The organism is Chromohalobacter sarecensis (assembly GCF_023061135.1).
GTDB lineage: Bacteria > Pseudomonadota > Gammaproteobacteria > Pseudomonadales > Halomonadaceae > Chromohalobacter > Chromohalobacter sarecensis.
Genome location: NZ_JAKGAN010000002.1, coordinates 125,779 through 151,564, shown reverse-complemented (window position 1 = coordinate 151,564; position 25,786 = coordinate 125,779). Strand labels below are relative to the sequence as shown.

The following is a 25,786-nucleotide window of genomic DNA, read 5'->3' as shown; positions in this document are numbered from 1 at the left end:
GCGCGATTTAAGTGGCATTGGACAGTAACATCTCACGAATCTTGCCAATCGCACGCGTCGGGTTGAGCCCTTTAGGGCACACCGCCACGCAATTCATGATGCCACGGCACCGGAACAGGCTGAACGGATCCTCGAGCCGCGCCAGGCGCTCGCTGGTTGCGGTATCACGCGAATCGGCGAGGAAGCGATAAGCCTGCAGCAAGCCCGCCGGCCCCACGAACTTGTCCGGATTCCACCAGAAAGAGGGGCAAGCCGTAGAGCAGCAGGCGCACAAGATGCACTCATACAGCCCATCGAGTTTTTCGCGCTCTTCCGGCGACTGCAAGCGCTCGGTGGCCGGTGCCGCGGTATCGTTTTGCAGATAGGGCTGGATGCTCTCGTACTGCTTGTAGAACACTCCCATATCGACCACCAGGTCACGAATAACCGGCAAACCGGGCAGTGGACGCAGCACCAGCTTGTTGTCCTTGACCACCTCGGACAACGGCGTGACGCACGCCAGGCCATTCTTGCCGTTCATGTTCATGCCATCGGAACCGCAAACCCCTTCGCGGCAGCTACGCCGATACGCCATGGAGCTGTCCTGCTGCTTGATCATTTCAAGCGCATTGAGAACCATGATGTCGCGGCCCTGCGTGTCCAGTTCGAACTCTTGCATGTAGGGCGCGGAGTCGGTTTCCGGGTTGTAACGATAAATGGATATCTGAAGCGTAGACATCTTGGACAACCCCTTAGTAGGTGCGGATTTTCGGCTCGAAGGTCTCGACGGTCTTCGGCGCAAAGTTCACGTCACGCTGCCCAAGCCGCTTCTCGACCGGGAAGTACATGGAGTGCTTGAGCCAATTGGCGTCGTCGCGATCCGGATAGTCGTAGCGCGAGTGTGCGCCGCGGCTTTCCTTGCGCTCGAGAGCGGAGATGGCCGTGGCTTCCGCCACCTCGAGCAGATTGTCGAGTTCCAATGCTTCGACACGCGCGGTGTTGAAGGCATTGGATTTATCGGCCAGATGCGCGTTAGCGATACGCTCGCGGAGGTCGGCCAGTTTCTTGACGCCTTCCTGCATGGTGTCTTCCTGACGAAAGACACCGAAATCGTTCTGCATGACGTCCTGCAGCTCGGCGCGCAACTCGGGAATCGCCTCGCCACCGTTCGACTCATCCCAGCGGTTGAGACGGGCCATGGCACTATCGATATCGGATTGCGCCGCTTCGAGGTAATCGACCCCTTCATTGAGCGCATCTTCGATGAACATGCCGGCAGCTCGCCCGAAGACCACCAGGTCGAGCAGTGAATTGCCGCCCAAGCGGTTGGCGCCGTGTACCGACACACATGCCGCTTCGCCACAGGCGAACAGCCCGTTGACGATCTGATCGTTGCCATCGGCGTCTTGCATGATCGCCTGGCCGTGCACGTTGGTCGGCACACCGCCCATCATGTAGTGGCACGTCGGCACGACCGGAATCGGATCCTTGGCGGGGTCGACATGGGCGAAGGTCTTGGATAGCTCGACGATGCCCGGCAAACGCTTGCCCAACACCTCTTCACCCAGATGATCGAGCTTGAGCATGACGTGATCACCGTTTTCGCCGCAACCGCGCCCTTCGAGGATTTCCATGACCATGGCGCGAGCCACGACATCGCGGCCGGCCAGATCCTTGGCGTTGGGCGCATAACGCTCCATGAAGCGCTCGCCATCCTTGTTGATCAGGTAGCCGCCCTCGCCACGACAGCCTTCGGTGACCAACACGCCGGCTCCGTAAATGCCGGTGGGGTGGAATTGCCACATCTCCATGTCCTGCATGGGGAAGCCGGCGCGCAGCGCCATGCCGATGCCATCACCGGTATTGATCAGCGCATTGGTCGTGGACGCGTAGATACGGCCCGAACCGCCGGTCGCCAATACCGTCGCCTTGGACTTGATATGTACGAGTTCGCCAGTTTCGATGCACATGGCGATACAGCCTACTACATCGCCGTTGGCATTCTTGACCAGATCCACCGCGTACCATTCGTTCAGGAACACAGTGTTATTTTTCAGATTGTTCTGATACAGCGTATGCAGCAGCGCATGGCCGGTACGGTCGGCGGCAGCGCATGTGCGCGCGGCCTGGCCACCCTTGCCGTAATCCTTGGACTGGCCACCGAAGGGACGCTGATAGATGCGGCCGTTATCGAAACGCGAGAATGGCAGCCCCATGTGTTCCAGCTCGAAAACCGCCTTGGGGCCTTCGGAACACAGATACTCGGCGGCATCCTGGTCGGCGATATAGTCACCGCCCTTGACGGTGTCGTACATGTGCCAGCGCCAATCGTCATTGGGGTCGGCGGAGCCAATGGCACAGGTGATACCACCCTGAGCGGAGACGGTGTGCGAGCGCGTCGGAAAGACCTTGGATAGCACCGCGGTCTTCTTGCCGGATTTGGCCAGCTCGAGCGCGGCACGCAGGCCGGAGCCACCGCCACCGATGATGATTGCGTCAAATGTCAGGCTACGCATATTGGACATGGATTAGGCTCCCCAAAGGACTTGAACGCCCCACACCAGAAAAACGAAGATGGCCAGCATGACGACCGCTTGAAATGCAAAGCGTGCACCCGCCTGCTTGAGATAGTCGGTGGATACCGTCCACAAACCGACCCACGCGTGCGCCGCGATGGAAATGAAGGCCAGCAGGGAGAAGATGCGCATCCAGGTCTGCGAGAAGAGACCGCTCCACGTGGCGTAATCGAGCCCCGGATGGAACAGTAGATACAGGACCATGAACACGGCATAGATCGCAAGAATGATGGCCGAGACACGCTGGATCAGCCAATCGGACAGGCCACTGCGGCCGAGGTTCGTGATGTTGGTTACCATACCCAGACTCCTGCCAGAACCACCAAGATGGCACTGATCACGACCGTGATCTGCGCCTTGCGATATCCACCCTCGAGATCCACGCCAACGCCTGCGTCCATCAGCAAATGCTTGATGCCGGCCACGAAGTGGAAGCCCAATGCCGAGAGCAATCCCCAGGCAATCAGTTTGGCGAGTATGTTGTTGGCGAGGGTGTCACGCACTGCTTCGAATCCTTCGGGAGACGAGAGTGACGCGTCGAGAGCCCAGAAACCGAAGATCAACCCCACGAAGAGGATGACACCGGTCACGCGGTGGGCGATGGAGGTCAGTGCGGGAAGTGGAAATTTTATCGTCGTCAGGTCTAAGTTTACGGGTCTTTTGCTATTCACGGCTCATCACACTCTCTTGGCCCGCCAGCGGCTAGGGCTGTACCCGGTGCGGGCGGTGGTTTGAGGGGGAAGCCTTGGTCGAGGGCTTACATGACCAAGCCATGCTCCTGCCAGTCGCGCGGATAAAGATTATAAGGACCGGGGCATGTCATGACAAATGAGATAGCCCTTGCAGCCATCCCCATGGACGCGTCAAATAGGGTGACACTTCCGTGTAGAAATCTTGCTCGCCTCCTTTCTATCACCACGTCGGGACACGCCATGCGCAGCGGTGACATGGCTACAGCCGCTCTAGGCCCAATTGACAATCCACCGCGTGGTTCTATAGTAGGCGCATTATTTTCGCTGGCATGGCAAGCAAGACAAAGACTTAGGTAAAAGAGGAGGCCATAATGGCTGACAGGAAAGCGCAGTTGACGGTAGAAGGGTTGGACAAGACGATCGAGTTCCCTGTCTACTCCGGCACCGTCGGGCCTGATGTGATCGACGTCCGCGGCCTGACCAGCGAAGGTCTGTTCACATACGACCCGGGCTTCGTCGCCACCGCCTCCTGCGAATCTGGCATCACCTATATCGATGGTGCTGCGGGCGTACTGCTCCACCGCGGCTACCCCATCGGCCAACTCGCCGAGAACTCCAATTACGTCGAGCTCTGCTACCTGCTGTTGTTCGGAGAGCTCCCCAGCAAGGCGCAATACGACGACTTCGCGGCCACCGTGAGAAATCACACCATGGTCCACGAACAACTCGTCAACTTCTTCAAGGGCTTCCGCCGCGACGCGCACCCGATGGCGATTCTGTGCGGCGTCGTCGGTGGCCTGGCCGCCTTCTACCATGACAACTTGGATATCACCAAGGAAGAAGAACGCCGTGTCAGCGCGGTTCGCCTGATCGCCAAGATGCCGACACTGGCCGCGATGTGTCACAAGTACAACATCGGCCAACCATTCAACTATCCGCGCAATGATCTCGATTACGCGGAGAACTTCCTCTACATGATGTTCGGCAACCCGTGTGAAAGCTATGAGGTCAATCCGGTCTTCGCCAAGGCCATGGACCGGATCTTCATGCTGCACGCCGATCATGAACAGAACGCCTCCACGTCTACAGTGCGTCTGGCGGGCTCGACAGGCGCCAATCCCTTCGCTTGCATCAGTGCCGGCATCGCCGCGCTATGGGGTCCCGCACATGGTGGCGCGAACGAAGCCGTGCTCAACATGCTCGACGAAATCGGTGATGAATCCGAGGAGAACATCCAACGCTTCATCGATCGCGCCAAGGATAAGGATGATCCGTTCAAGTTGATGGGCTTCGGGCACCGCGTCTATCGCAATTTCGATCCGCGCGCCAAGGTTATGAAAGAGACCTGCGATGAAGTGCTGGGCGAACTCGGCTTGGCCGACGACCCGCAGCTCAAGATCGCCAAGCGACTCGAGCAGATCGCACTGGAAGACGACTACTTCATCGAGCGCAAGCTCTACCCGAACGTCGACTTCTATTCCGGCATCATCCTCAAGGCGATCGGTATTCCGACCAACATGTTCACCGTGATCTTCGCCACGGCGCGCACGATTGGCTGGATATCCCACTGGAACGAGATGATCAGCAGCAGTTATCGCATTAGCCGTCCGCGTCAGCTCTATACCGGTCATTCCAAGCGGGACTACCCGACCAAGTAACTCACTTGGTCGCAACGCTTAGCCAGGTGACTGCACGCATCACGGACCGTCTTCAGGGCGGTCCGTTGCGTTTGATTCGCCTTCTCCTGGCGCCTACAACTCTCCGTCCCCACAGATGCGCTCTCCCATCCTGACGCCGCCGAGCGTTTTCCACACTTTCTGTGGATAAACCTGTTCAAAACCTCTAGGCAGTTCGCCAGAAACACCATGACAAGGCGGTTACGCTCAGATCGGTTAATTTTTAACCTTTCATAAGTGATTGAAAAACATAAAATTTTACTATAACGCGCAGTATGACGGGCCTCATTCGGCGTTATACACAACACAGAAAGGAAGACGACACGGCAGTGGACAAGGTCCCAGAGGTGTCAAGGGAAAAAACGTATAAAAACGTCTAATAGCGAGCGGGAAAGCAAAGACAAAAAAAGACGCTTTCGCGTCTCCGGGTATTGCCATTGCTGATTCTGATAGGCAAGAAAAAGTGGCGTCCCATAGGGGGTTTGAACCCCTGTTACCGCCGTGAAAGGGCGGTGTCCTGGACCACTAGACGAATGGGACGCATTGTCTTGAGCTTGGTGGAGCCTAGCGGGTTCGAACCGCTGACCTCAACACTGCCAGTGTTGCGCTCTCCCAACTGAGCTAAGGCCCCGTGCCTCAAGACGGTGCGTAGAATACTGATTCCACCTGGCTTCGTCAATATCTTTCGAGAAGGAAGAAGGAAGAAGGAAGAAGGAAGAAGGAAGAAGGAAGGTAGTATCTGGGGATTTTCTTCCCTCTTCAAGCTGCGTAGCAGCGTTCTTCCTTCTTCCAGGCGCGCAGCGCCGCTCTTCCAGTTCAGGGCAAAGCCCGGGAGCTTACAGCTCCCGATATTCTTTCTCGAAGCGCTTGGCCTGCTTCTTGGAAATGCCTCCCAACACCTGGGTGGCATGACGCAGGCGCGCCCGTGTCATATCCGAGCCGAGAATCGCCATGGCATCCAGCACTGAGGTAGAGGTCGCACTCCCCGTGACGGCGATGAAGACCGGCGCCAGGAACGCTTTCATCTTCATGTCGAATGCCTCGGCCAGGCATTTGACCTCGTCGAGCAAGGCCTCCTTATGCCAACTGGAGACGCCTTCCAGACGCCAGGTCAAGAACTGCAGCAACTTGAGCAGGTCCTCATGCTCGAGTTTGACCCCCTCGAAACTGGACGCCTCGAGCGGCGGCATCCCCGAAAAGAAATGCCCGGCCAGCGGCATGACATCGGAGAGTGTCGAGATTCGCGGACGTACCTGCGGCAGGATCTGATTGACGTATTCTTCGTTGAAGGCCCATTCACGTAACGCCTGAAGCAGTGCCGCATCGTCCAGGTCCTCGCGGATATAGACGCCGTTGAGCCAGGTGAGCTTCTCCAAGTCGAACACCGGGCCGCCCAGCGACACACGCTGAATATCGAAGTTCGCCATCATCTCCTCAAGGGAGAACTTCTCGCGATCATCGGGCATCGACCAACCCATGCGCCCCAGATAGTTGGTCACCGCCTGCGGCAAAAAGCCCATGTGCCGATAATAATTGATCGAGGTCGGGTTCTTGCGCTTGGACAGCTTCGACTTGTCCGGATTGCGCAGCAGCGGCATATGGCACAGCGTCGGCATCGGCCAGTCGAAGTATTCATACAACAGCTTGTGCTTGGGTGCCGAGTTGATCCACTCCTCGCCGCGCATGACATGGGTGATGCCCATCAGATGGTCGTCGACGACATTGGCTAGGTGATACGTCGGCATGCCATCAGACTTGAGCAGGATCTGCGCATCGACCTGCGCCCAATCGACTTCGATCTCGCCACGCAGCATATCGCTGACGATACAGCTCCCCTCGCCCGGTACCTTCATGCGCACCACGTAAGGCCACTGCTCGCGCTCGCGACGCACTACTTCTTCATCGCTAAGCGCTAGATCAGCCGGCTTGAGCGCCAAGTGCAGCCCTGCTGCCTTGCGCGTCTCCCGCAGTTCGTCGAGCTCTTCACTGGTCCGGTAGCACTTGAACGCATGTCCGGCGTCGAGCAGTTGCTGCGCATATTGCGCATAGATATCGCCCCGCTCGCTCTGCCGATAGGGGCCATGAGGGCCACCGATATCCGGGCCTTCATCCCACTCGAGTCCCAGCCAGCGCAGGGAGTCGAGGATCATCTGCTCCGATTCGGCCGTCGAACGCACGCGGTCCGTATCCTCGATGCGGAGAATGAACTGCCCGCCGTGCTGACGCGCGAAGCAGAGGTTGAACAGCGCAATATAGGCCGTGCCGACATGGGGATCGCCGGTCGGCGACGGCGCGATACGTGTACGTACGGTCATGAAGTTCCCGATCGTTGGTGACTGACGATGGCATCATTATACGCATGCACCTACCCGGCATCAGCACCGCCGACACCTTCTTCACAAGGCCAGGTGCTCGCGAAACCACTCCGTGATGAAATCCAGGTAAGCACGGGTCTTGTCGGGCAGGTATTTGCGCGAGCGAAACAACACCAGCATGCTGCCGTGCTCGTTCCAATACGGCTGCAATAGCGGTGTCAGCTGCCCCTCCTCCACCGCCGCGCGTGCCGCGAATGTCGGCAGATAGGCCAAGCCGAATCCCGCCTTCGCTGCCTCAACGACGCCCAGCAGGTTATTGATCACCAGGCGTGAGTTGGGCTCGATATCCAGCGGCTGTCCATTGAGCGAAAAGCGCCAGTGAGCGCCCAGATCGTAATTGCCGTAGAACACCGTATCGAACTCGGCGATGTCCTTGGGATGCAGTGGCCGCCCCACGCGGGCCAGATAATCCGGCGCGGCGTACAAGCCATAGACCACTTTGCACAGCGGGCGCGACACCAGGCTCGAAGGCGGCATCGGCCCCATGCGAATGGCCAGGTCTACCGATTCGTCGATGGGCTCGAAACGCTGATCCTCGAGCAGGATTTCCACCGACATCTCGGGATAACGACGCATGAAGGCCGTCGTAGGGGCCGCCAGGTACATGAAGCCGAAGCTCACCTGGGCGCTGACCTTGAGTTGCCCCCGAGGTTGCGACGTGACGGACTGCACCTGTGCCTCCGCCGTCTGCAACTCTTCGATGACCCGCAACCCATGCTCGTAATAGATCTGTCCGGCTTCCGTGAGGCGCAGTGAACGCGTCGAGCGGTTGAGTAGACTGACGCTCAACTCATCCTCGAGCGCGGCCACACGCTTGGAAGCCAGCGACTTGGAAATACTCAAACGCCGCGCCGCTGCGGTAAAACTCCCCGCACGAACGACCTCGACGAAGACCCGCAATGCATCCAGTGTCGTCACGTTGAAGATACTCCGAGATACTAGTTTCCAAATTAGAAACACTAGTTTTCGATTGTACCCTCTTATTACGCAAAGGCCGACTGCTTATACTGGCCGCTCGGGTAGGCGAGGTACCGTATCGCTCCCGACATGCGTGGCCTTTTCTCAGCGGAATTGCCACGCGCACGCTAACGGCGCCAGGCAGCTTCGGCTTTCCTGCGTCGTGTGGCGTCTTCAGTGAAACGAGCTTTTCTTTGCGCCATCAGGCTGTTCTCCGGGACGGCCGGCGCTCTTTTCTTACTCATTCTCTCCTTTCCGCACTGCAATACGGATCCGATATTCGCACTGCGTGCTGTTCATAACCCCCAACCCGAAACATACTTTGCCATTGGCTGGATATGCTAACGCGTTCACCTCATGGCGAGATGTCTACATGGACGCACTGGGACCCCGAATCAAGCAGCTAAGGATAGACGCCGGCTTGAGCAAGGCCGCCTTGGCTAGGCGTGTCGGCGTATCGGACGTCACGATTTCCTATTGGGAATCCGGCACGATCAGACAAGTCGGACACGAACGACTCATCGCGCTGGCCGATGCGCTGCATTGTCCGCTCGAACGTCTACTCGAAGATGGCTCTGCCGTCGCCACGCCCACGACCTCCCAACGTGTCACCGAGGATGTGTCCGGCAATGCACGCCTCTTGGCACTACACGCTACGCCCCCGGTGCCGTGGGAAGCTCAAACGCTCGCCGACCCTCTTGCCGCCTCAGGCATCGCTATCGATGCTCTAGTTCAGGGGTGTTACCTAGTGACACCAGGTGCAGGCGAGACGTTCGCTTATCTTGAGGAAGGCGATCTCGCCGCCATTCTGCCCACCTCTCACTTCCGGCAGGAAGGGCTTTATCTGCTCGAATGGCGACATGCACTCACGATCCTGCACCTGAGCCAGCCTGAGCCGGAGACACTGCGCATTAGTGACGCTGGGCACTGCACCCTTTTCGACTCGAACAAGCCGTTCCCCTTCCGTATAGCGGGACGCCTTCAGGCTCGCTGGCAAAAATGTAATGGCAGTGAGTGATCCCCCCTGAAAAGAACCTCCAAGCGTATCGGGAATTCCATGCGACATGCCATGGTCCATACTGGAGGTATATTCTCATCGCTGGGAGGCCTCATGATAAAAGCCATTCTGCTGGTGACACTGTTCGCCCTGGCATGGCCGGTACTGGCCGACGACCCTGGCCGGCACGACTCACTTAACGACAGTCGACAGCGCAATCAACTGCAACGTGACGTCAGCAGCGACCGCGCCACCACGATCGAGCGTCGCCAGTCACTGAACCGCAGCGAACACGGCGATGAGCGTTTCGACGAGCGCCAGCAGCAAGAGCGTCAACTCAAACGCTCTCAGCGCCGCCTGGAAGACTCGCAACGCCAGCTTCGAGATAAGCGCAACCAGTCACCCTGACACAAAAAAACCCGACCAATACCGGCCGGGTCTTTATGCAAATCTGCATTTCCTTGCAGTTATCACGAACGTCCTGTCCGTGCCTCCATGCTTACCTAGGCTTCCTTTTCCCTAGCTTCCTTGCTTTCCGCCTTTCCTTAGCGGACACCATCACCATGGTAGAAGAAACGCAGTAGGGCAAATAACCTGCATTAAATAACACCAATTTAATGTTCCAGAAAGTAAATAAGGCCGCGAAAGCGTCATTGCCTCCCACATAGGCCGACTCGGCTCGGATCTGGCGATATATTGCCCACTTCGCCTTATAGCGTACAATACGCGGCCACTGCATCCGCTATCGTTCTTAACCAACCCCTTATCGGAGGCCGACAATGGTTGAAAAATCAGCGCAAGACTCGCTAGCGCGGGCCCGCCGATTTTCTATCGCCCCGATGATGGATTGGACGACTCGCGACTACCGTGCGTTCGCCCGTACGCTGACGCGTGAGGCATTGCTGTATACCGAAATGGTCACCACCGGGGCGATTCTGCATGGCTCGCCCCGCGAGCGCTTTCTCGGGTACAGCGATGTGGAGCATCCGGTGGCGCTACAGCTGGGCGGTAGCGATCCTGCTGCGCTGGCGGAATGCGCCGCTATCGCCGAGGCCTGGGGCTACGATGAGGTCAATCTGAATGTGGGATGCCCCAGCGATCGGGTACAGAACAACCTGATCGGCGCCTGCCTCATGGAGCATCCGGACAAGGTGGCGGCGGCGGTCAGCGCCATGCAAGCGGCGACCTCGATTCCGGTCACGGTCAAGTGCCGTATCGGCATCGACGAGCAAGACGAGGACGCCGACCTGGCGCGCTTCATCGAACGCGTCGCCGATGCCGGCTGCGAGGTCTTCATCGTGCATGCGCGCAAGGCCTGGCTCGAGGGCCTTTCACCCAAGGAAAACCGCGACGTGCCGCCGCTCAATTATCCACGCGTGCATCGTCTCAAGGCGCAGCATCCCGAGTTGCATATCGGCATCAACGGCGGCATCAAGACGCTGGACGAGTGCCAGGCTCAGCTCGAGAAAGTGGATAGCGTGATGATCGGGCGTGAGGCGTATCAGAACCCCTGGCTACTGGCCGGGGTGGACACCGCCCTCTACGGCGGCACCTCGCCCATGAGTAGCCGCCATGCGGCCGCGCGCGCTTTTCGCCCCTATATCGCCGAACGTCTGGCCGAGGGAGCGAAGCTTAATCACATCACCCGCCATCTGCTCGGCCTGTTCCAGGGGTGTCCGGGGGGGCGTCAATTCCGTCGCCACCTGTCGGAAAACGCCCACCGCGATGGTGCCGGGCTCGAGGTTTTCGACGCAGCACTGGCCAAGGTACGCGAACTCGACACTACAAGTGCCGTCGCCTGAGCGAGATAACGCGCCTGACTACAGTTCCTGGCGTGTCTCGAAATCCGAGTGAAAGGTTTCAACGGCGTTCTCGGCCTCTTCGATTTCATCGAAGCGGGCCACATGAAAGAGCGCCTCACCTTCATTGGCAAGCGGCAGATTGCTCATGCCAATGACGATGCCATCGGCGTTGGCGCGCACTTCCTGCTCAGCATTACCGAAGGGGTCGGCAACGCGCCCCAAGACATCTCCCCGTGCCACGCGCGCGCCCAACCGTGCCCGTGGCCGCAGAATGCCATCGATCGGCGAACGTGCCCAACTCGAGCCATTGGCGACCTCCGCAACAGCGGGTGAATGCCGACGCCGGTCGGTGGGCAGCATACCCAGCAAACGCATCACGCGCTGCACGCCTCTTACTCCCGGGGCGATCGCCCACTCGTCGAAACGCAGCGCCTCGCCGGCTTCATAGGTCAGCACCGGCACGTCACGCGACTGCGCGTATGCCCGCAGACTTCCCTCGCGCAGCTCGGCATTGAGGATCACCGGCACCCCGAACGCCTCGGCCATGGCCTGCGTCGCGGGTCGATCCTTCAACTGCGCCCGTACCTGGGGGAGATTGGTGCGATGAAGCGCCCCGGTATGCAAATCGACGATATGCGTCGCCAAATCGACGATCTGCTCGCGAAACAGCGACGCGACGCGTGAGCCCAAGGAGCCGGCCTCACTACCCGGAAAGCAGCGATTCAAGTCACGTCGATCAGGCAAGTAACGCGTCTGCTGCACGAAACCGAAGACGTTGACGATGGGCACCGCGATCAGCGTGCCCCGCAAGCGCGATAGCGACGCCAGCCTCAGCATGCGACGCACGATCTCGACGCCATTGAGCTCATCACCGTGAATCGCCCCGCACACCAACAGCACTGGCCCTGGCTGACGGCCATGAACAACCTCGACGGGAATATGCAACGGTGCATGAGTGTAAAGCTTGGCCACCGGTACATCGATCTGTGCCCGGCTGCCGGGCGGAATACGCGTACCGGCGAGTTCGAAGGGAGCGCGAGCCATGAGTGTTCCTATACCGAAGATGGCGGATTCTTTATACCCGCCATGGCGCCTCATGATACTCATTCATGCAAGCAATTCTTTTTTTAGCCCTCAATGAAGGGCGCGACGCATGTCAGCAGCGCAGGCTTTTACGATCACTGTCATGAGGCGAGAAATCAAGCATGCTCATCTCCAGAGCGCCTCGCGGGGGCTGTCTGGACGGCGTGCTCTTAAAATATACCCAAGGGGGTATATCACAGGATTGCCGCCTCTTCGTAACGTTACCTCAACGCTAATGCTCAACTGGTCAGCCTTTAATAAAGGCCAGTAAGATACAACAACGTTTCTGGAGCAAACCGTGCAGACAACGTCTCATCCTCATTCTTATTACGCAGCGTCCGCGAATGACAAGCGCGTGCGTCCGACCCTGCAGGGTCACGTGAAGGCAGATATTTGCATCGTCGGCGCCGGCTTCACCGGCATGTCTACAGCCCTACACATGGCCGAAAATGGCTACAAAGTGGTCGTCCTGGAAGGCAACCGCATCGGATTCGGCGCATCCGGCCGCAATGGGGGGCAGATCGTCAACAGCTACAGCCGCGATATCGACTTCATCGAACGCCATTACGGCCAGAAAGTCGGCGCAGAGATGGGCCGAATGGCCTTCGAGGGCGGTCATATTCTGCGGCGTTTCGTCAAAGACTACGACATCCAATGTGACCTGAAGGAAGGCGGTATTTTCGCCGCGTGCAACCGCAAGCAGTTCGATGAGCTGGTCGGGAAAAAAAAGCTCTGGGAAGCCCACGGCCACGAACGATTGGAACTGCTCGACGAGAATGCCATCCAGCAATACGTCGGCACCCAGCGCTACGCGGGTGGTCTGATCGATCACAGCGGGGGACATTTCCACCCGCTGAACCTGGTACTGGGGGAAGCCGCCGCCGTGGAATCCCTGGGAGGGATCATCTACGAGAACTCTCCGGCACTACAGGTTCATGAAGGCGACAAGCCGATCATTCATACCGAGGAAGGCGACGTCGAAGCAGACTACGTGCTGGTCGCCGGTAATGCCTATCTCAATGGCCTGCTGCCAAAGCTTGAATCCAAGGCCATCCCCTGCGGCACCCAGGTCATCACCACCGAGCCCCTGGCCAAAAGTGTGCAGCAGCGTTTGTTGCCTAAAGATAACTGCGTCGAAGACGGCAACTACCTGCTGGACTATTTCCGCCTATCGGGAGATGGTCGCCTGATCTACGGCGGCGGCGTCACCTACGGGGCTCGCGAGCCGGAAAAAGTCGAAACGCTGATCGTGCCAAAGATGCTCAAGACATTTCCGGAACTCAAGGGCGTTAAAGTGGATTTCGCATGGACCGGCAACTTCCTGCTAACGCTGACCCGCTTGCCCCAATTCGGCCGCATCGGAAAAAACATCTACTACGCACAAGGATATAGCGGCCATGGCATCACCTGCACTCACTTGGCGGGCAAAGTGATCAGCGACGCGATTCAGGGACAGGCAGAACGCTTCGATATCTTCGCCGGCCTACCCCAGCACTCGTTCCCTGGCGGGCGGGCCATGCAGATCCCGCTGACCGCCATGGGCGCCTGGTACTACGACTTGCGCGACAAGCTCGGGATTTGATTTTTGAAGATCGACCACCGCCGCAAAAAACAGCAAAACGCGACGGCATTTAAGCGATGAACTGAATAAGAGGAAGGTAACTGACTCGCAAGCCCCTCCAGGGGATTTCTCCTCCCTGGCGCGAAACGTTTGTCGTGTTATTGCCAATTATTCAACAAAAACAACAGGATGGAATTCATGCGCAGTACCGTCTCGGATACTCCCAATTCTTGGTACCGTGCCTCCATTGCCGTAGACCTCGAACCCACCATGCCCCTTGAAGGCGACACGAGGAGCGATGTGTGCGTGATCGGTGGTGGAGTGACAGGCTGCTCGGCGGCCCTGCACCTCGCCGAACGTGGCTACTCGGTGACATTGCTCGAGGCCGGCGAGATCGGCCATGGCGCCTCCGGACGTAGCGGCGGGCAGATCCTGCCGGGGCTGGGTACCGACATCACCACCGTCCAGAAGGCCCTCGGCTTGCTTCGCGCCCGCGAGGTATGGGAGATGAGCCGCGAAGCGGTACGCCTCACCGCCGAGTTGATCGAGCGCCATGCCATTCCCTGCGAGCTGGCCTGGGGCTACCTTCACGCCGCGGTCAAGCCGCGTCATATCAAGGAGCTCACCGCCTTCCGCGAACAGATGACCCGTGACTACGACTACGAAGCTCTCGAATGGCTGGAGGGCGATGCCCTGCGCGAGCACGTCGTCACCGATGCCTACCCGGCGGCCCTGTACGACCGGGAAGGCGGCCATCTTCATCCTCTCAACTACACCCTGGGCCTGGCGCGGGCGGCGCAGCGCGCCGGGGTACGCGTGCATTCGCATAGCGCCGCGTGCACGATCCGCCGCGGTCAACCGGCCACGGTCACCACCGAGCATGGCAGCGTGACTGCAGATTTCGTGGTCCTGGCCACCAATGCGTATCACGGCGGCCTGGTGCCGGAACTCTCCGGCCGCGTCATGCGGGCCGCCAACTACATGATCGCCACCGCACCGCTGAGCGAGACACAGGCGGCACAGGTACTGCCGAAGAACGACGCCCTGGCCGATGCCAACTTCGTGCTCGACTATTACCGGCTCAGCGCCGATCGACGCCTGATCTACGGTGGCGAGGTCAGTTACGACGGCCGCGAACCCCCGCAGTTGCAGGCGCGCATGGACGCCAAGATCACCCGACTGTTTCCGGTACTCGAAGGAGTGCCCATCGAGTACCGCTGGGGCGGCGATGTGGCGATCACCCTCAATAGAGCCCCCGATTTCGGCCGTCTAGGCGATAATCTCTACTATGCCCAAGGGTATTCCGGCCATGGCATGGCTATGGCCGGGCTGGCCGGCAAGCTGATGGCCGAAACCATCGCCGGCCAGAGCGAGCGCTTCGATGTCTTCGCCGCTATACCGCATCGTCAGTTCCCGGGCGGTCGCGCTCTGCGCAAGCCGCTGCTGGTACTGGCGACCAACTTTTACAAACTGCGCGACCGGCTCTGAGAGAAGTCTTCAACAATAAAGAGGTATCCCCATGAGCGAGACCATGACGGCAGATATCGCCGACCATCCGGACGCTCGCCCGGCCGCCGATGAACGCGACCGGTCGAACCATAAGGCGTCTTCGATCGAGATGCAGGGCCTGCACAAGCGCTTCGGGCGCGATACCGTCGCCTTGGATGGCGTCGATCTGAACATCCGGGCCGGCGAGTTCTTCACCCTGCTGGGGCCGTCCGGCTGCGGCAAGACCACATTGCTGCGCATCCTCGCCGGCCTGGAAGAACCGGATGCCGGGTCATTGGTGGTCGGCGGCAAGGACATCACCGAGACACCCCCTCATCAACGCAGCGTCAATACCGTCTTCCAGTCCTATGCACTCTTCCCGCATCTGTCGGTACGCGAGAACCTGGCTTTCGGGCTGAAGATGCGCGGCATGCCGGCCGCCAAGCGCCACGCCAAGGTCGACGAAATCGCCGACTTCATCAAACTCGGTGATCTCGTCGATCGCCATGTCGACCAGCTCTCCGGTGGCCAACGCCAGCGCATCGCACTGGCCCGAGCGCTGATCTGCGAACCCGACGTGCTGCTGCTCGACGAACCACTCTCGGCACTGGATGCCGGGCTGCGCAGCCAGCTACAGGTGGAACTGCTGCGGGTGCAGAAGCGACTCGGCATGACCTTCGTCTTCGTGACCCACGACCAGCAGGAGGCGATGGTCATGTCCGACCGTATCGCCGTACTCAATGGCGGCACCATCCAGCAGGTTGGTCCACCGCGTGAAGTCTACGAGCGCCCGGTGAATGCCTTCGTGGCGCACTTCATGGGCCACGACAATCTCTATCCGATCAGCGCTCGCCAGGGCGACCGTTTGACCACGGCGCTGGGGGAGCTGACCGCCGAGGAGGCCGGCGACGGCGAACTGTTGCTGATTCGCCCGGAGACGCTGGATCTATTGCCCGGCGCGGTCGAGAGACCCAACCATCTGACGGCGACCGTCACCGAGCGACTCTATCGTGGCAGCCATGCCGAGTTCCGCCTGGCCATCGGCGATACCACCCTGCAGGCCACGGTCAACAACCGCGGCCGTCATCTTCCCGAGGTCGGCGAAACGGTGACGGTAGCAGTAGCGCCGGAAGACCTGGTCACCCTGAGCGAGTGAGGAGGCGAACATGTCCTATCCTGGAGCAGTACCCACTGCCCGCAGCCGGGCCATGGTCCGCGAGACCCGCCATCTGCTGTTCACGGTGACGCCGGGGGCGTTATGGATATTCATCTTCCTGGTATTGCCCAGTGCGTACCTGATGGGTGTGGCTTTCATGACCAACGGGCCCTATGGCTTGCCACAGATGCCACTGTCGCTGGACTCCTTCGAGCGCCTGGCCGGCGTCGGCTTTCTAGGCTGGAGCCCGGGTAATCTCTACACCCTGCTGCGCTCGCTGTGGCAGACCCTAGTATCGACGCTGCTGGTAGTGATAATCGCCTATCCAGTGGCCTACTACATCACCACCTGTCGTGAGAAGTGGCGGCCGATCCTGCTGTTGCTGGTCGTCGTGCCTTCGTGGACCAATCAGGTGATTCGCGCCTTCGGCTGGATGAACCTGCTGGCACCGGGCACACCGCTATCCAGCCTGGCCGAGAGTCTGGGGTTGGTGGCACCGAACATGGGGCTGTATCCCTCCAACTTCGCGGTCACCCTGGGGCTAATCTACAACTTCCTGCCTTTCATGGTGCTGCCGCTGTATGCCGCCTTCGAGAAGCTCGATACGGCGCAGGTGCAGGCCGCACAAGATCTCTATGCCAGCCCGGTGCGCGCCTTCTGGCACGCCGTCTTCCCGCAGACACTCCCTGGACTACTGGCGGGCACGGTCCTGGTGGCGATTCCCGCCTTCGGCATGTACGTGATTCCCGAACTGCTCGGCGGCGGCAAAGGCATGATGCTCGGTAACCTGGTCGCCAACCAGTTCGCCGGCAGTTCCAATTGGCCGCTGGGAGCGGCCGGGGCGATCTTGATGTTGATCGCGACGTTCATCGGCCTGTTCGCCATGCGGCGTATCGGCAAGCGCCTGGGCGGCGGTGAGGAGGTGGTGATATGAGAAAGCGAACGCTTGCGCGCGGTCTCGCCGGCATCTGGTGGGTGACGCTGTTCTTCCTCTACGTGCCCCTGTTCGTGATCGTGCTGTTCTCCTTCAATTCCGCCAACAGCACCGCTATTTTCGAGAACTTCTCGCTGGTCTGGTATCGCAGACTGTTCGGCAATGAGCAGATCATCGACGCCTTCGGCCACAGCCTGGTACTGGCGGTGAGTTCCTCGATCGTGGCGTTGGTGATTGGCTGTCTGATCGGCTATGGCATGTACCGTCATCGCCACCGCAAGCTGGGCTGGCTGATCGTGCTGATCTATCTGCCGATCGTGCTGCCGGATATCGTCTTCGGCATCTCCGAGATGGCCTTCTTCGTGCAGATCCACGCCTGGACCGGCCTACTCAAGCCAGGACTCGGCACCATGATCATCGCGCATGTGACTTTCCAGATCCCCTTCGTGGCGCTGATCGTCTACTCGCGCTTCGTGGGCCTGGATCCAACGCTATTCGAGGCCGCCAAGGACCTCTATGCGTCGCCGGTCAAGCGCGTGGTGCACTTCATGGTGCCGACCATCAAGCCAGCGTTGATTTCCGCCTTCTTCCTGTCGTTTACGCTGTCGATCGACGACTTCGTGATCAGTTTCTTCACGGCAGGGCCGGAGAGCGCCACATTGCCGATCTATATCTGGAGTGCCATCAAGAAAGGCGTGACGCCCGAGATCAACGCCATTGCCACCCTGATGATCGGCGCAGTGGCCATAGCCGCCATATTCAGCATGCTATTCAACCGGCAGGGACGCCGCTAGGCGCTTCCTGTCAAAACAAAGTAGCACCAACAAAACGTAGCACCGAAGGAGAGCGAAACGATGAAAACAATGACCACAAGAATCGCCGCTACACTCGGGGGCCTATTGCTGGCCAGCGGCGTCCAGGCTCAGGAAGACAACAAGCTTTACCTGTTCAACTGGACCCAGTACATGGACCCGGCGATCATCACGACCTTCGAGGAAAAATACGACGCTGAGGTGGTGCAGAACTACTACAACTCGCTACCCGAGATGTTCGCCAAGCTCAATGCTGGCGGCGTATCGCAGTACGACATCATCGTACCGTCCAACTACTACGTGCCGCGACTGATCGAGACCGGTATGGTACAGAAGCTCGACAAGTCCAAGATTCCCAACTTGGACAACGTCATGGAGCAGTTCCAAGACCCCGGCTATGACCCGCAGAGCACCTATTCAGCGCCTTACCAATGGGGGGTAACCGGCCTGGTGTATAACACCGAGACGTTCCCCGACGCGCCCAAGAGCTGGTCGCTGATGTTCGATCCCGAGGTCAACCCAGGACACCCTTTTTCCCTGATGGGCGATGGTCAGGTAAGCATGGGTAGTGCTTGCGCTTATCTAAGCCACAACTATGACTGTACCGATACCGAGGACTGGAAGGAGGCCGCGAGGTTGCTGATCGACACCAAGGATCGCGACAACTTCAGCGGCTTCGTCGACGGCACGCCGAGCCTGCAACAATTGGCGCGAGGTGTAACGCACGCTGCCTTGAGCTATAACGGCGACTACCTCTTCTACAGCCAGGAAAATCCGGATTCTTTCAAGAACATCAAGTTCATGATTCCCGACGAAGGTACCGAGATGTGGGTCGACACCATGCTGATCCCCTCCAAGGCGCCCCATCCCGATCTGGCCCACAAATTCATCAACTTCATCCTCGACGCCAAGATTGGCGCCCAGCTATCCAACTACAACTACTACGCCAGCCCCAATGCGGCGGCTCAACCCTACCTCGACGACATACTGACCCAGCCGCCGATCCAGCCGTCCGAGGAGGACATGCAACGGCTGTACTTCACGCCCAGTCTCGAGGGCGAGCAGCTGCAGGTTTTCCAGCAGTTGTGGTCAGAGGTCCAGGCACGCTGAGACGTCAGTCCCCGGCCATCCGGCCGGGGACCCATCCGCAGAGCAAGGAAATCCCATGAGTAACCGTCAGGAACACCCTCACTTCAGCGATTGGTTTCAGACGCGCGGCATCACCGAGGTCGAGTGCCTGGTCACCGATCTCACCGGCATCCTCAAGGGCAAGATCATGCCCGCCGGCAAGTACCTGGGCGGCGGACGTCCGCGACTGCCAGATTCGATCTTCATCCAGACCGTCACCGGCGGCTACCCCGACGACGATGACATCCACTTCTGGAATCCTGCCGAACGGGACATGGAGCTGGTGCCCGACCCCAATGCCATCTTCCTGGTGCCCTGGGCCGATGATGCCACCGCCCAGATCATCCACGATTGCCACTACCTGACCGGCGAGCCGGTGGAGCTTTCCCCCCGCCACGTCCTCAAGCGAGTGCTCTCCTTCTACGAAGCGCGCGGCTGGAAGCCGGTCGTCGCGCCCGAAGTCGAGTTCTTCCTGGTCAAGACCAACACCGACTCCGACTATCCGCTGGAGCCACCTATCGGACGTAACGGCCGCCAGGAAAGCAGCCGTCAGTCGTTCTCCATCGATGCGGTCAACGAGTTCGATCCGCTATTCGAGGAGATGTACGACTACTGCGATGCCATGAACCTCGACCTGGATACCCTGATTCACGAAGAAGGCGCCGGACAGATGGAGGTCAACTTCCAGCACGGCGATCCCCTGCGGCTGGCCGATCAGGTGGTGATGTTCAAGCGCGCCCTGCGTGAAACGGCGCTCCGGCACGGTATGTATGCCACCTTCATGGCCAAGCCGATGGCCAACGAGCCAGGCAGCTCGATGCACCTCCATCAGAGCCTGTTGGACGCCGAATCCGGTGACAACCTGTTCGCCGGCGAAAACGGCAAGTCCAGCCGACTCTTCCAGCAATTCATCGGCGGGCTGCAGCAATACCTGCCGGCGGCCATGCCGCTGCTGGCGCCCAACGTCAACTCTTACCGCCGGCTGATGCGCACCGAAACCAGCGGCTCGGCGCCGACCAACGTCGAATGGGGCACCGACAACCGCACCGTGGGCCTGCGGGTGCCGGTCTCGACGCCCGAGGCGACCCGGGTCGAGAACCGCCTGGCGGGGGCCGATGCCAACCCTTATCTGGTCATGGCAGCCTCGCTGGCCTGCGGCTATCTCGGCATGCTCGAACAGCTCGAGCCACGCCCACCGATGATCGGCTCGGCCTGGTCCGGCGGCCACAAACTGCCTGACGATATCCGTCCGGCGCTGGATATGCTAAGCGATTGTCAGCCCCTGGCCGAGGTCCTCGGCGAACGTTTCACCAACAGCTACCTGGCGGTCAAGCGCGCCGAGCACCGCGAGTACTTCCAGGTGATCAGCTCTTGGGAGCGCGAGCACCTTTTGCTCAGGGTCTAGCAGACTGGTGACGTGTCGCCGCAGTCGCAACGATACCCCGGATCATCCACCGGGGTCCGTTAGCCTACCAGCTATGCTCACGACGAGGGCGTCAGCGTCATCCACACCGTCTTGAGGTCGGAGTATTCCTCCAGCGAGTGGTGAGACTTATCGCGGCCGTTGCCGGACTGCTTGACGCCGCCGAAGGGCACCGTCTGGTCCATGTCCGCCCAGTTGTTGACGAAGACCTGCCCCGAGCGCAGCCGCCGCGTGACGCGCATGATCCGATCGATGTCCTGGCTCCACAGGCCTGCTGCCAGACCATAGTCGCTGTCGTTGGCAAGCCGCACGGCCTCTTCCTCGGTGTCGAAGCCGAAGACCGCCAATACCGGACCGAAGATTTCCTCGCGGCCGATGGTCATGCTATCGGTCACGCCGTCGAATACCGTCGGGCCGATGAACAGGCCCTGGCCATTCGCCTCCTCGCCGTCCAACGCCTCGCCACCGGCACGTAACGTCGCGCCTTCTTCAACGCCCTGGCGGATATAATCGAGCACCCGCTGGTACTGGGTCTGATCGACCATCGCCCCCATGAAGCTCGCCGGATCCAGCGGATCGCCGGGCTGCATGTGTTCGGCGGCGCTCAGAACCTTGTCGACGAAGCGCTCGCGAATGCTGTTTTCGACCAGTAGCCGCGAGCCGGCGATGCACACCTCGCCTTGATTGTGGAAGATCGCGGCGGCGGCGTGCTCGGCCACCCGGTCCAGGTCCTTGCAGTCGGCGAAGACCACATTCGGGCTCTTGCCGCCGCACTCCAGAAAGACCTTCTTGAGGTTCGACTGGCCGGCGTACTGCATCAGTTGCTTGCCGACCCCGGTGGAGCCGGTAAAGGCCAGACAGTCGACGCCCATGGAAAGTGCCAATGCCTTGCCCACGGTGTGGCCAAAACCGGGCAGTACCTGGAAGACACCACGCGGTAAACCGGCTTCGCGCGTCAGTTGCGCGAGGCGTAACGCCGACAGCGGCGACTTTTCCGAGGGCTTTAAGATGACACTGTTGCCGGCCGCCAGCGCCGGGCCGATCTTCCAGGCCGTCATCATCAACGGAAAGTTCCAGGGCACGATCGACGCCACCACACCGAGCGGCTCGCGCAGCACCAACCCCAGGCTGTCCTCGCCGGTGGGCGCGATCTCGCCGTAGAGCTTATCGATGGACTCGGCATGATGACGAATACAGCCGATGGCACCGCCCATGTCTCCCATGGCGCTCGACACCGGCTTGCCCATGTCCAGACTGTCGAGCACCGCCAACTCATGCTTGTGCTCCTCCATCAGCTCGGCCAGACGCAGCAGCACGGCCTTGCGTTCGCCCGGTGACAACCGCGACCACGTGCCGTCCTCAAAGGCACGTCGCGCGACCGCCACAGCTGCCTCGGCGTCGGCGGCATCACAACTGGCCACTTCGGCGAGCGTCTCGCCGGTGGCCGGATTGAGGCTCGTGAAAGTCTCGCCGCTGACAGCGTCAACGAAGGTATCGTCAATATAGGCACGCGCCTCGAGGCCCTTTTCGACACTCAGATGCTCGGCCAGCGCCCGCCAATCGGCATGGGTTTCGGGAATTGAGGTTTTGGATTGAGTCATGTCGTTCTCCCTATGTCAGTACACGATTGGCGCGTTCAAGGATGGCATCGCCAGGTGATTGAGCACTGGACACATTAGGCGGCGCTGCGCGGTTTCGATATACCCCCATCAGGATATATTCCCGCCACCCTTTCCCGCGCTAATCTCCTTCTGAACACAGAAAGAAAGCCTCTCTCGACAACTTATCTCGACATCTCATCTCAATGACGACTTCCAACCTACAAGACGCAACCATGAGCACCGAGAGCCGCACCACCACGCCCGCCGAGCGGGGCTTTGCCATGCCCGCCGAGTTCGCCCCGCATGACGCCTGCTGGATGCTCTGGCCGCAGCGTCCCGACAACTGGCGCTACGGCGCCAAGCCGGCTCAGGCGGCATTCGTCGCCGTCGCCGAGGCGATCGCCGTGAGCGAGACGGTCTTCGTCGGCGTCAACGACGATCAGTACGAAAACGCCCGCAACCAGTTGCCGACACACATTCGGGTGATCGAGCTTTCCAGCAACGACGCCTGGATGCGCGATGTCGGGCCGACCTTTCTGACCCATCCGGATGGTCGCTTGGCGATGGTCGACTGGGAGTTCAATGCCTGGGGCGGGCTCAACGGAGGGCTCTACTTCCCCTGGGACAAGGACCGCCGCATCCGCCAGAAGATCGCCGAGATACTCGGCATCGAACGCTTCATCACCCCGCTGGTACTCGAGGGTGGCGCGATCCACGTCGACGGCGAGGGCACCCTGATCACCACCGAGGAATGCCTGCTCAACCCCAACCGCAATCCCGATCTCGACAAGGCCGAGATCGAACGGCTGTTGTTCGTCTATCTGGGTGTCGAAAAGGTCATCTGGCTACCGCGCGGCTGTTTTCAGGACGAGACCGACGGCCACGTCGACAACCTGTGCTGCTTCGTCGCCCCCGGCGAGGTAGCACTGACCTGGACCGACGACGCTAGCGACCCGCAGCACGCCATCTCCCGCGAGGCCCTGGCGATTCTCGAGGCCGCCACCAACGCCAAGGGACGGCGGCTTATAGTGCACAAACTACCGATGCCCGGCCCGCTGAAGATCGCCGAGACCGAGGCCAGCGGCGTCGATCGGCTAAGCAGCTCGCGGCCCCGCCAACCCGGCGACCGCATGGCCGGCTCCTATGTCAATTTCTATATCGGCAACGCGGTAGTGGTGATGCCCAAACTCGATCCAGTCCATGACGACGCGGCACGAATAATCCTCGAGAGATTGTTCCCGGGGCGCCGGGTGGTCGCCGTCGATGCCCGCGAGATCCTGCTCGGCGGCGGCAACATCCACTGCATCACCCAACAGCAACCCCGGGCCTGATTCCTGTCAGGCGCTATCGTGGGACAAGCCGATGCAGCCAAGCGGCCGTGTTAGCCACGCTCGACGACGTCTACTCTGTTGAAGAGCGACCCTGCTGCAAAAAAGCGGCCATCCAGTGGGCGACCTGCAGTGAGTCCGTACGCGCAGATGCCTCATGGAGTTTGGTCAGCGCCTGGTCGGCCGCCGCCGACGGAATCGGGGCGTCGCGACGTGACTGAAGCAACCGGGTTTCGAACTCCACGTTGAACTCCGGATGCGCCTGCAGGGTCAGGATGCGATTGTCGTACTGCAGCGCCGCAAACGGACAGAACGGCGAAGAGGCGATGACCTCGGCCTGCGTCGGCTTGCTCAGTACCTGATCCTGGTGCACCGCATTCAGTGTGAATTGGCCGCCCAGGGCATCCAGTTCCGGCACGCTTTTGTCCAGTTGGTAGGTATGCAGCCCCACGCCCCAACCGTTCGGATACCGGTTGACGTCGGCCCCAAAGGCTTCCGCCACGATCTGGTGGCCAAAGCAGATCCCTACTATGGGACGGCCGGTGGCGTAGATTTCAAGAATCAGTGCTTTCAAGCGTGCCATCCAGGGCGTCTTGTCGCAGACGCTGGATTTTGAGCCGGTGATGATCCAGGCATCACAGGCAGCGGCTGATTCGGGAAAGATATCGTCGCGGACATCGAAGGTAATGAAGGTAAAGTCATAGCCCGCTTGCCCGAACAAGTTAACGAACATGTCGGCGTAGGAGCCATGCGTTTCGATCAGATTCTCCGGCGTGGTGCCGGTGGCCAATATGCCGATTTTCAGCGTCATGACGAATTCCTCACTCACGGTCGCGCCGTGCCTGTCTTCAGCGCCTAGCCAGGATCAGAGCAATCCCAGATAGGCTTCGTATTCGATATCGGAGATACGCTCGCTCAGGCGACTGCGCTCCTGGCGCTTGGCTTGCGCATAGACACGCACGAACTCGTCGCTCAGGTATCCCCGCAGTCTCTCACTCTGGTCGAAACGCTTGATGGCGTCCTGCCACTCGCAAGGCAACGGATAGCGGGGATTCTCTTCGGCGTAGGCATCACCTTCCACCGGGGCATCTGGCTCGAGTTCGTTTTCCATGCCATGCAGCGCACCGGCGAGAACGGCCGCCAGCACCAGATACGGGTTGGCATCGGCACCGGCTACCCGATGCTCGATCCGCCGCGCCTGATGGGGGCTTTCCGGCACGCGCAGCGCCACCGTGCGATTCTCGTAACCCCAGCTAGCATGAGTCGGGGCATGGGCGCCCGGCATGAAGCGGCGATAGGAATTCAGGTGCGGCGCGAACATCAGCATGCTCTCCGGCATCGACTGCATCAGCCCCGCAATGGCATGGCGCAGCAGATCGCTGCCCTGTTCGGTGCCGTCATCGAAGACATTGTTGCCGTCGCAGTCGAGCAGACTGAAATGCACATGAAAACCGTTGCCGCTTTCCTCGACATAGGGCTTGGCCATGAAGGTGGCCGCATAGCCGTGGCGACGGGAGACACCGCGTACGAGACGCTTGAACAGAATCGCCTGATCGCCCGCATTCAGCGGATCGGCCACATGGTTGAGGTTGACCTCGAACTGCCCCGGTCCCATCTCGGCGATGATGGTATCCGCGCCGATACCCTGCACCTGGCAGGCCTCGCGAACATCGGCAAAAAACGCCTCGAAGCCATCCATTTCCTCAACGGAATAGCCTTCCGTATTGGCCAGGCGGCGCCCTTTCCCCTCTGTCAGTGCCGGCGGCGTCGGCCGCTGAGTCCGTTCCGACTCGGCATCCATCAGATAGAACTCAAGCTCGGTAGCCATCACCGGTGTCAGCCCCTTTTCAGCGAAGCGATCCACCATGCGCTTGAGCACCTGGCGAGGATCGGCCTCGAAGGGCGTGCCATCAGGATTGAACATCATCGCCAGCATCTGGTCACGCGGCGCTTCCGACCACGGCACTGGAATCGGCTCTTCGCTGACAGGCATGCAGATACCATCACTGTCGCCGGTCTCGAACACCAGGCCATTGTCCAGAACATCGGCACCCCAGAAATCAAAGCCCACCACCGAGCGCGGCAGTTTGAGCCCTTCCTTGCGGACCTTTTCCAGACCGCTGGCGGGCATACGCTTGCCGCGTAAATTGCCGTTCAAATCCGTGATGAAAAGATCCAGCTCGCGGTTCTTGTCGTGTTTTTTATTCGTCGCCATACG

The 25,786-nt window shown here is 60.0% G+C and carries 22 protein-coding genes and 2 tRNA genes; 12 read left to right on the top strand and 12 right to left on the bottom strand.

The window, feature by feature from the left end; genetic code table 11:
* Nucleotides 1-7: 7 nt before the first annotated feature.
* The 4 genes from L1071_RS03610 to sdhC are packed head-to-tail and all read right to left on the bottom strand — an operon-like array spanning nucleotide 8 to nucleotide 3,226.
* Entirely contained in the window at nucleotides 8-718 is a 711-nt protein-coding gene (locus L1071_RS03610; RefSeq protein WP_246968825.1) for a succinate dehydrogenase iron-sulfur subunit, read from the bottom strand.
* A gap of 13 nt (nucleotides 719-731) precedes the next feature.
* Nucleotides 732-2,504, bottom strand: a complete 1,773-nt coding sequence (gene sdhA / locus L1071_RS03605; RefSeq protein WP_246968823.1) for a succinate dehydrogenase flavoprotein subunit — start codon at nucleotides 2,502-2,504, stop codon at nucleotides 732-734.
* Nucleotides 2,505-2,507: 3 nt separating this feature from the next.
* On the bottom strand, nucleotides 2,508-2,855 hold the full coding sequence (gene sdhD, locus L1071_RS03600) for a succinate dehydrogenase, hydrophobic membrane anchor protein (RefSeq protein ID WP_246968821.1): 348 nt from the start codon (nucleotides 2,853-2,855) through the stop codon (nucleotides 2,508-2,510).
* Nucleotides 2,849-3,226 (bottom strand): succinate dehydrogenase, cytochrome b556 subunit, encoded by a 378-nt coding sequence (sdhC, locus tag L1071_RS03595; RefSeq protein WP_246968819.1) that lies wholly within the window; start codon nucleotides 3,224-3,226, stop codon nucleotides 2,849-2,851. Before sdhC ends, sdhD begins: the two co-directional genes overlap by 7 nt.
* A 392-nt stretch (nucleotides 3,227-3,618) precedes the next feature.
* Between sdhC and gltA the strand changes: the two genes are divergently transcribed.
* The gene (gltA, locus tag L1071_RS03590; RefSeq protein WP_246968817.1) at nucleotides 3,619-4,905 is read left to right on the top strand and encodes a citrate synthase; all 1,287 of its coding nucleotides are present in this window, start codon (nucleotides 3,619-3,621) and stop codon (nucleotides 4,903-4,905) included.
* Nucleotides 4,906-5,387: 482 nt separating this feature from the next.
* Here the strand turns inward: gltA and L1071_RS03585 are convergent.
* The 4 genes from L1071_RS03585 to L1071_RS03570 all read right to left on the bottom strand — a co-directional run bounded on the left by L1071_RS03585 (nucleotide 5,388) and on the right by L1071_RS03570 (nucleotide 8,216).
* Nucleotides 5,388-5,463, bottom strand: a tRNA-Glu gene (locus L1071_RS03585).
* A gap of 15 nt (nucleotides 5,464-5,478) precedes the next feature.
* Nucleotides 5,479-5,554, bottom strand: a tRNA-Ala gene (locus tag L1071_RS03580).
* A gap of 205 nt (nucleotides 5,555-5,759) precedes the next feature.
* Nucleotides 5,760-7,238 carry a glutamate--tRNA ligase gene (gltX, locus tag L1071_RS03575; protein ID WP_246968814.1) on the bottom strand — a complete coding sequence of 493 codons (1,479 nt, stop codon included), beginning with the start codon at nucleotides 7,236-7,238 and terminating at the stop codon, nucleotides 5,760-5,762.
* Nucleotides 7,239-7,319: 81 nt separating this feature from the next.
* Nucleotides 7,320-8,216, bottom strand: a complete 897-nt coding sequence (locus tag L1071_RS03570; RefSeq protein ID WP_075369618.1) for a LysR family transcriptional regulator — start codon at nucleotides 8,214-8,216, stop codon at nucleotides 7,320-7,322.
* A gap of 412 nt (nucleotides 8,217-8,628) precedes the next feature.
* Between L1071_RS03570 and L1071_RS03565 the strand changes: the two genes are divergently transcribed.
* From L1071_RS03565 to dusA, 3 genes are all read left to right on the top strand, one after another.
* Nucleotides 8,629-9,273 (top strand): helix-turn-helix domain-containing protein, encoded by a 645-nt coding sequence (locus tag L1071_RS03565; protein ID WP_246968810.1) that lies wholly within the window; start codon nucleotides 8,629-8,631, stop codon nucleotides 9,271-9,273.
* Nucleotides 9,274-9,366: 93 nt separating this feature from the next.
* Nucleotides 9,367-9,660, top strand: a complete 294-nt coding sequence (locus L1071_RS03560; RefSeq protein ID WP_246968807.1) for a hypothetical protein — start codon at nucleotides 9,367-9,369, stop codon at nucleotides 9,658-9,660.
* A 371-nt stretch (nucleotides 9,661-10,031) separates the two neighbouring features.
* A complete protein-coding gene (dusA, locus tag L1071_RS03555; RefSeq protein ID WP_246968804.1) occupies nucleotides 10,032-11,054 on the top strand; it encodes a tRNA dihydrouridine(20/20a) synthase DusA in 1,023 nt (340 codons plus the stop codon).
* Between the two features lie 18 nt (nucleotides 11,055-11,072).
* On the opposite strand, the gene L1071_RS03550 is transcribed toward dusA, so the two are convergent.
* Nucleotides 11,073-12,098 (bottom strand): succinylglutamate desuccinylase/aspartoacylase family protein, encoded by a 1,026-nt coding sequence (locus tag L1071_RS03550; RefSeq protein WP_246968801.1) that lies wholly within the window; start codon nucleotides 12,096-12,098, stop codon nucleotides 11,073-11,075.
* Nucleotides 12,099-12,435: 337 nt separating this feature from the next.
* On the opposite strand from L1071_RS03550, the gene L1071_RS03545 reads away from it, so the two are divergent.
* From L1071_RS03545 to L1071_RS03515, 7 genes are all read left to right on the top strand, one after another.
* Nucleotides 12,436-13,719 carry an NAD(P)/FAD-dependent oxidoreductase gene (locus tag L1071_RS03545; RefSeq protein WP_246968798.1) on the top strand — a complete coding sequence of 428 codons (1,284 nt, stop codon included), beginning with the start codon at nucleotides 12,436-12,438 and terminating at the stop codon, nucleotides 13,717-13,719.
* A gap of 177 nt (nucleotides 13,720-13,896) precedes the next feature.
* Nucleotides 13,897-15,186, top strand: a complete 1,290-nt coding sequence (locus L1071_RS03540; RefSeq protein ID WP_246968795.1) for an NAD(P)/FAD-dependent oxidoreductase — start codon at nucleotides 13,897-13,899, stop codon at nucleotides 15,184-15,186.
* 31 nt (nucleotides 15,187-15,217) lie between these two features.
* Nucleotides 15,218-16,342: an ABC transporter ATP-binding protein gene (locus L1071_RS03535; protein WP_246968793.1), complete on the top strand. Its 1,125-nt coding sequence runs from the start codon at nucleotides 15,218-15,220 to the stop codon at nucleotides 16,340-16,342.
* A 10-nt stretch (nucleotides 16,343-16,352) separates the two neighbouring features.
* Nucleotides 16,353-17,276, top strand: coding sequence for an ABC transporter permease (locus L1071_RS03530; protein WP_246896842.1), 924 nt, complete (start codon nucleotides 16,353-16,355; stop codon nucleotides 17,274-17,276).
* Nucleotides 17,273-18,070 carry an ABC transporter permease gene (locus L1071_RS03525; RefSeq protein ID WP_246968791.1) on the top strand — a complete coding sequence of 266 codons (798 nt, stop codon included), beginning with the start codon at nucleotides 17,273-17,275 and terminating at the stop codon, nucleotides 18,068-18,070. The genes L1071_RS03530 and L1071_RS03525 overlap by 4 nt, the downstream gene beginning before the upstream one ends.
* Before the next feature lie 60 nt (nucleotides 18,071-18,130).
* Complete coding sequence (locus tag L1071_RS03520) at nucleotides 18,131-19,198, top strand: ABC transporter substrate-binding protein (protein ID WP_246968789.1); 1,068 nt, start codon at nucleotides 18,131-18,133, stop codon at nucleotides 19,196-19,198.
* 55 nt (nucleotides 19,199-19,253) lie between these two features.
* On the top strand, nucleotides 19,254-20,621 hold the full coding sequence (locus L1071_RS03515) for a glutamine synthetase family protein (RefSeq protein WP_246968788.1): 1,368 nt from the start codon (nucleotides 19,254-19,256) through the stop codon (nucleotides 20,619-20,621).
* 77 nt (nucleotides 20,622-20,698) lie between these two features.
* On the opposite strand, the gene L1071_RS03510 is transcribed toward L1071_RS03515, so the two are convergent.
* Nucleotides 20,699-22,240 carry an aldehyde dehydrogenase gene (locus tag L1071_RS03510; RefSeq protein WP_246968786.1) on the bottom strand — a complete coding sequence of 514 codons (1,542 nt, stop codon included), beginning with the start codon at nucleotides 22,238-22,240 and terminating at the stop codon, nucleotides 20,699-20,701.
* Nucleotides 22,241-22,473: 233 nt separating this feature from the next.
* Between L1071_RS03510 and aguA the strand changes: the two genes are divergently transcribed.
* On the top strand, nucleotides 22,474-23,571 hold the full coding sequence (aguA, locus tag L1071_RS03505) for an agmatine deiminase (RefSeq protein WP_246968784.1): 1,098 nt from the start codon (nucleotides 22,474-22,476) through the stop codon (nucleotides 23,569-23,571).
* 70 nt (nucleotides 23,572-23,641) lie between these two features.
* Here the strand turns inward: aguA and L1071_RS03500 are convergent, their stop codons facing one another.
* A complete protein-coding gene (locus tag L1071_RS03500) occupies nucleotides 23,642-24,379 on the bottom strand; it encodes a glutamine amidotransferase-related protein (protein ID WP_246968782.1) in 738 nt (245 codons plus the stop codon).
* A gap of 54 nt (nucleotides 24,380-24,433) precedes the next feature.
* On the bottom strand, nucleotides 24,434-25,783 hold the full coding sequence (locus L1071_RS03495; RefSeq protein ID WP_246968779.1) for a glutamine synthetase family protein: 1,350 nt from the start codon (nucleotides 25,781-25,783) through the stop codon (nucleotides 24,434-24,436).
* Nucleotides 25,784-25,786: the final 3 nt, after the last annotated feature.

Coding starts and splice junctions, on each gene's coding strand:
- L1071_RS03495 (WP_246968779.1), bottom strand. CDS start 25,783: ATGGCGACGAATAAAAAACACGACAAGAACCGCGAGCTGGATCTTTTC.
- L1071_RS03530 (WP_246896842.1), top strand. CDS start 16,353: ATGTCCTATCCTGGAGCAGTACCCACTGCCCGCAGCCGGGCCATGGTC.
- L1071_RS03565 (WP_246968810.1), top strand. CDS start 8,629: ATGGACGCACTGGGACCCCGAATCAAGCAGCTAAGGATAGACGCCGGC.
- L1071_RS03550 (WP_246968801.1), bottom strand. CDS start 12,098: ATGGCTCGCGCTCCCTTCGAACTCGCCGGTACGCGTATTCCGCCCGGC.
- sdhA (WP_246968823.1), bottom strand. CDS start 2,504: ATGTCCAATATGCGTAGCCTGACATTTGACGCAATCATCATCGGTGGC.
- L1071_RS03515 (WP_246968788.1), top strand. CDS start 19,254: ATGAGTAACCGTCAGGAACACCCTCACTTCAGCGATTGGTTTCAGACG.
- L1071_RS03500 (WP_246968782.1), bottom strand. CDS start 24,379: ATGACGCTGAAAATCGGCATATTGGCCACCGGCACCACGCCGGAGAAT.
- gltA (WP_246968817.1), top strand. CDS start 3,619: ATGGCTGACAGGAAAGCGCAGTTGACGGTAGAAGGGTTGGACAAGACG.
- L1071_RS03510 (WP_246968786.1), bottom strand. CDS start 22,240: ATGACTCAATCCAAAACCTCAATTCCCGAAACCCATGCCGATTGGCGG.
- L1071_RS03540 (WP_246968795.1), top strand. CDS start 13,897: ATGCGCAGTACCGTCTCGGATACTCCCAATTCTTGGTACCGTGCCTCC.
- L1071_RS03535 (WP_246968793.1), top strand. CDS start 15,218: ATGAGCGAGACCATGACGGCAGATATCGCCGACCATCCGGACGCTCGC.
- L1071_RS03610 (WP_246968825.1), bottom strand. CDS start 718: ATGTCTACGCTTCAGATATCCATTTATCGTTACAACCCGGAAACCGAC.
- gltX (WP_246968814.1), bottom strand. CDS start 7,238: ATGACCGTACGTACACGTATCGCGCCGTCGCCGACCGGCGATCCCCAT.
- aguA (WP_246968784.1), top strand. CDS start 22,474: ATGAGCACCGAGAGCCGCACCACCACGCCCGCCGAGCGGGGCTTTGCC.
- L1071_RS03525 (WP_246968791.1), top strand. CDS start 17,273: ATGAGAAAGCGAACGCTTGCGCGCGGTCTCGCCGGCATCTGGTGGGTG.
- L1071_RS03520 (WP_246968789.1), top strand. CDS start 18,131: ATGAAAACAATGACCACAAGAATCGCCGCTACACTCGGGGGCCTATTG.
- dusA (WP_246968804.1), top strand. CDS start 10,032: ATGGTTGAAAAATCAGCGCAAGACTCGCTAGCGCGGGCCCGCCGATTT.
- L1071_RS03560 (WP_246968807.1), top strand. CDS start 9,367: ATGATAAAAGCCATTCTGCTGGTGACACTGTTCGCCCTGGCATGGCCG.
- sdhD (WP_246968821.1), bottom strand. CDS start 2,855: ATGGTAACCAACATCACGAACCTCGGCCGCAGTGGCCTGTCCGATTGG.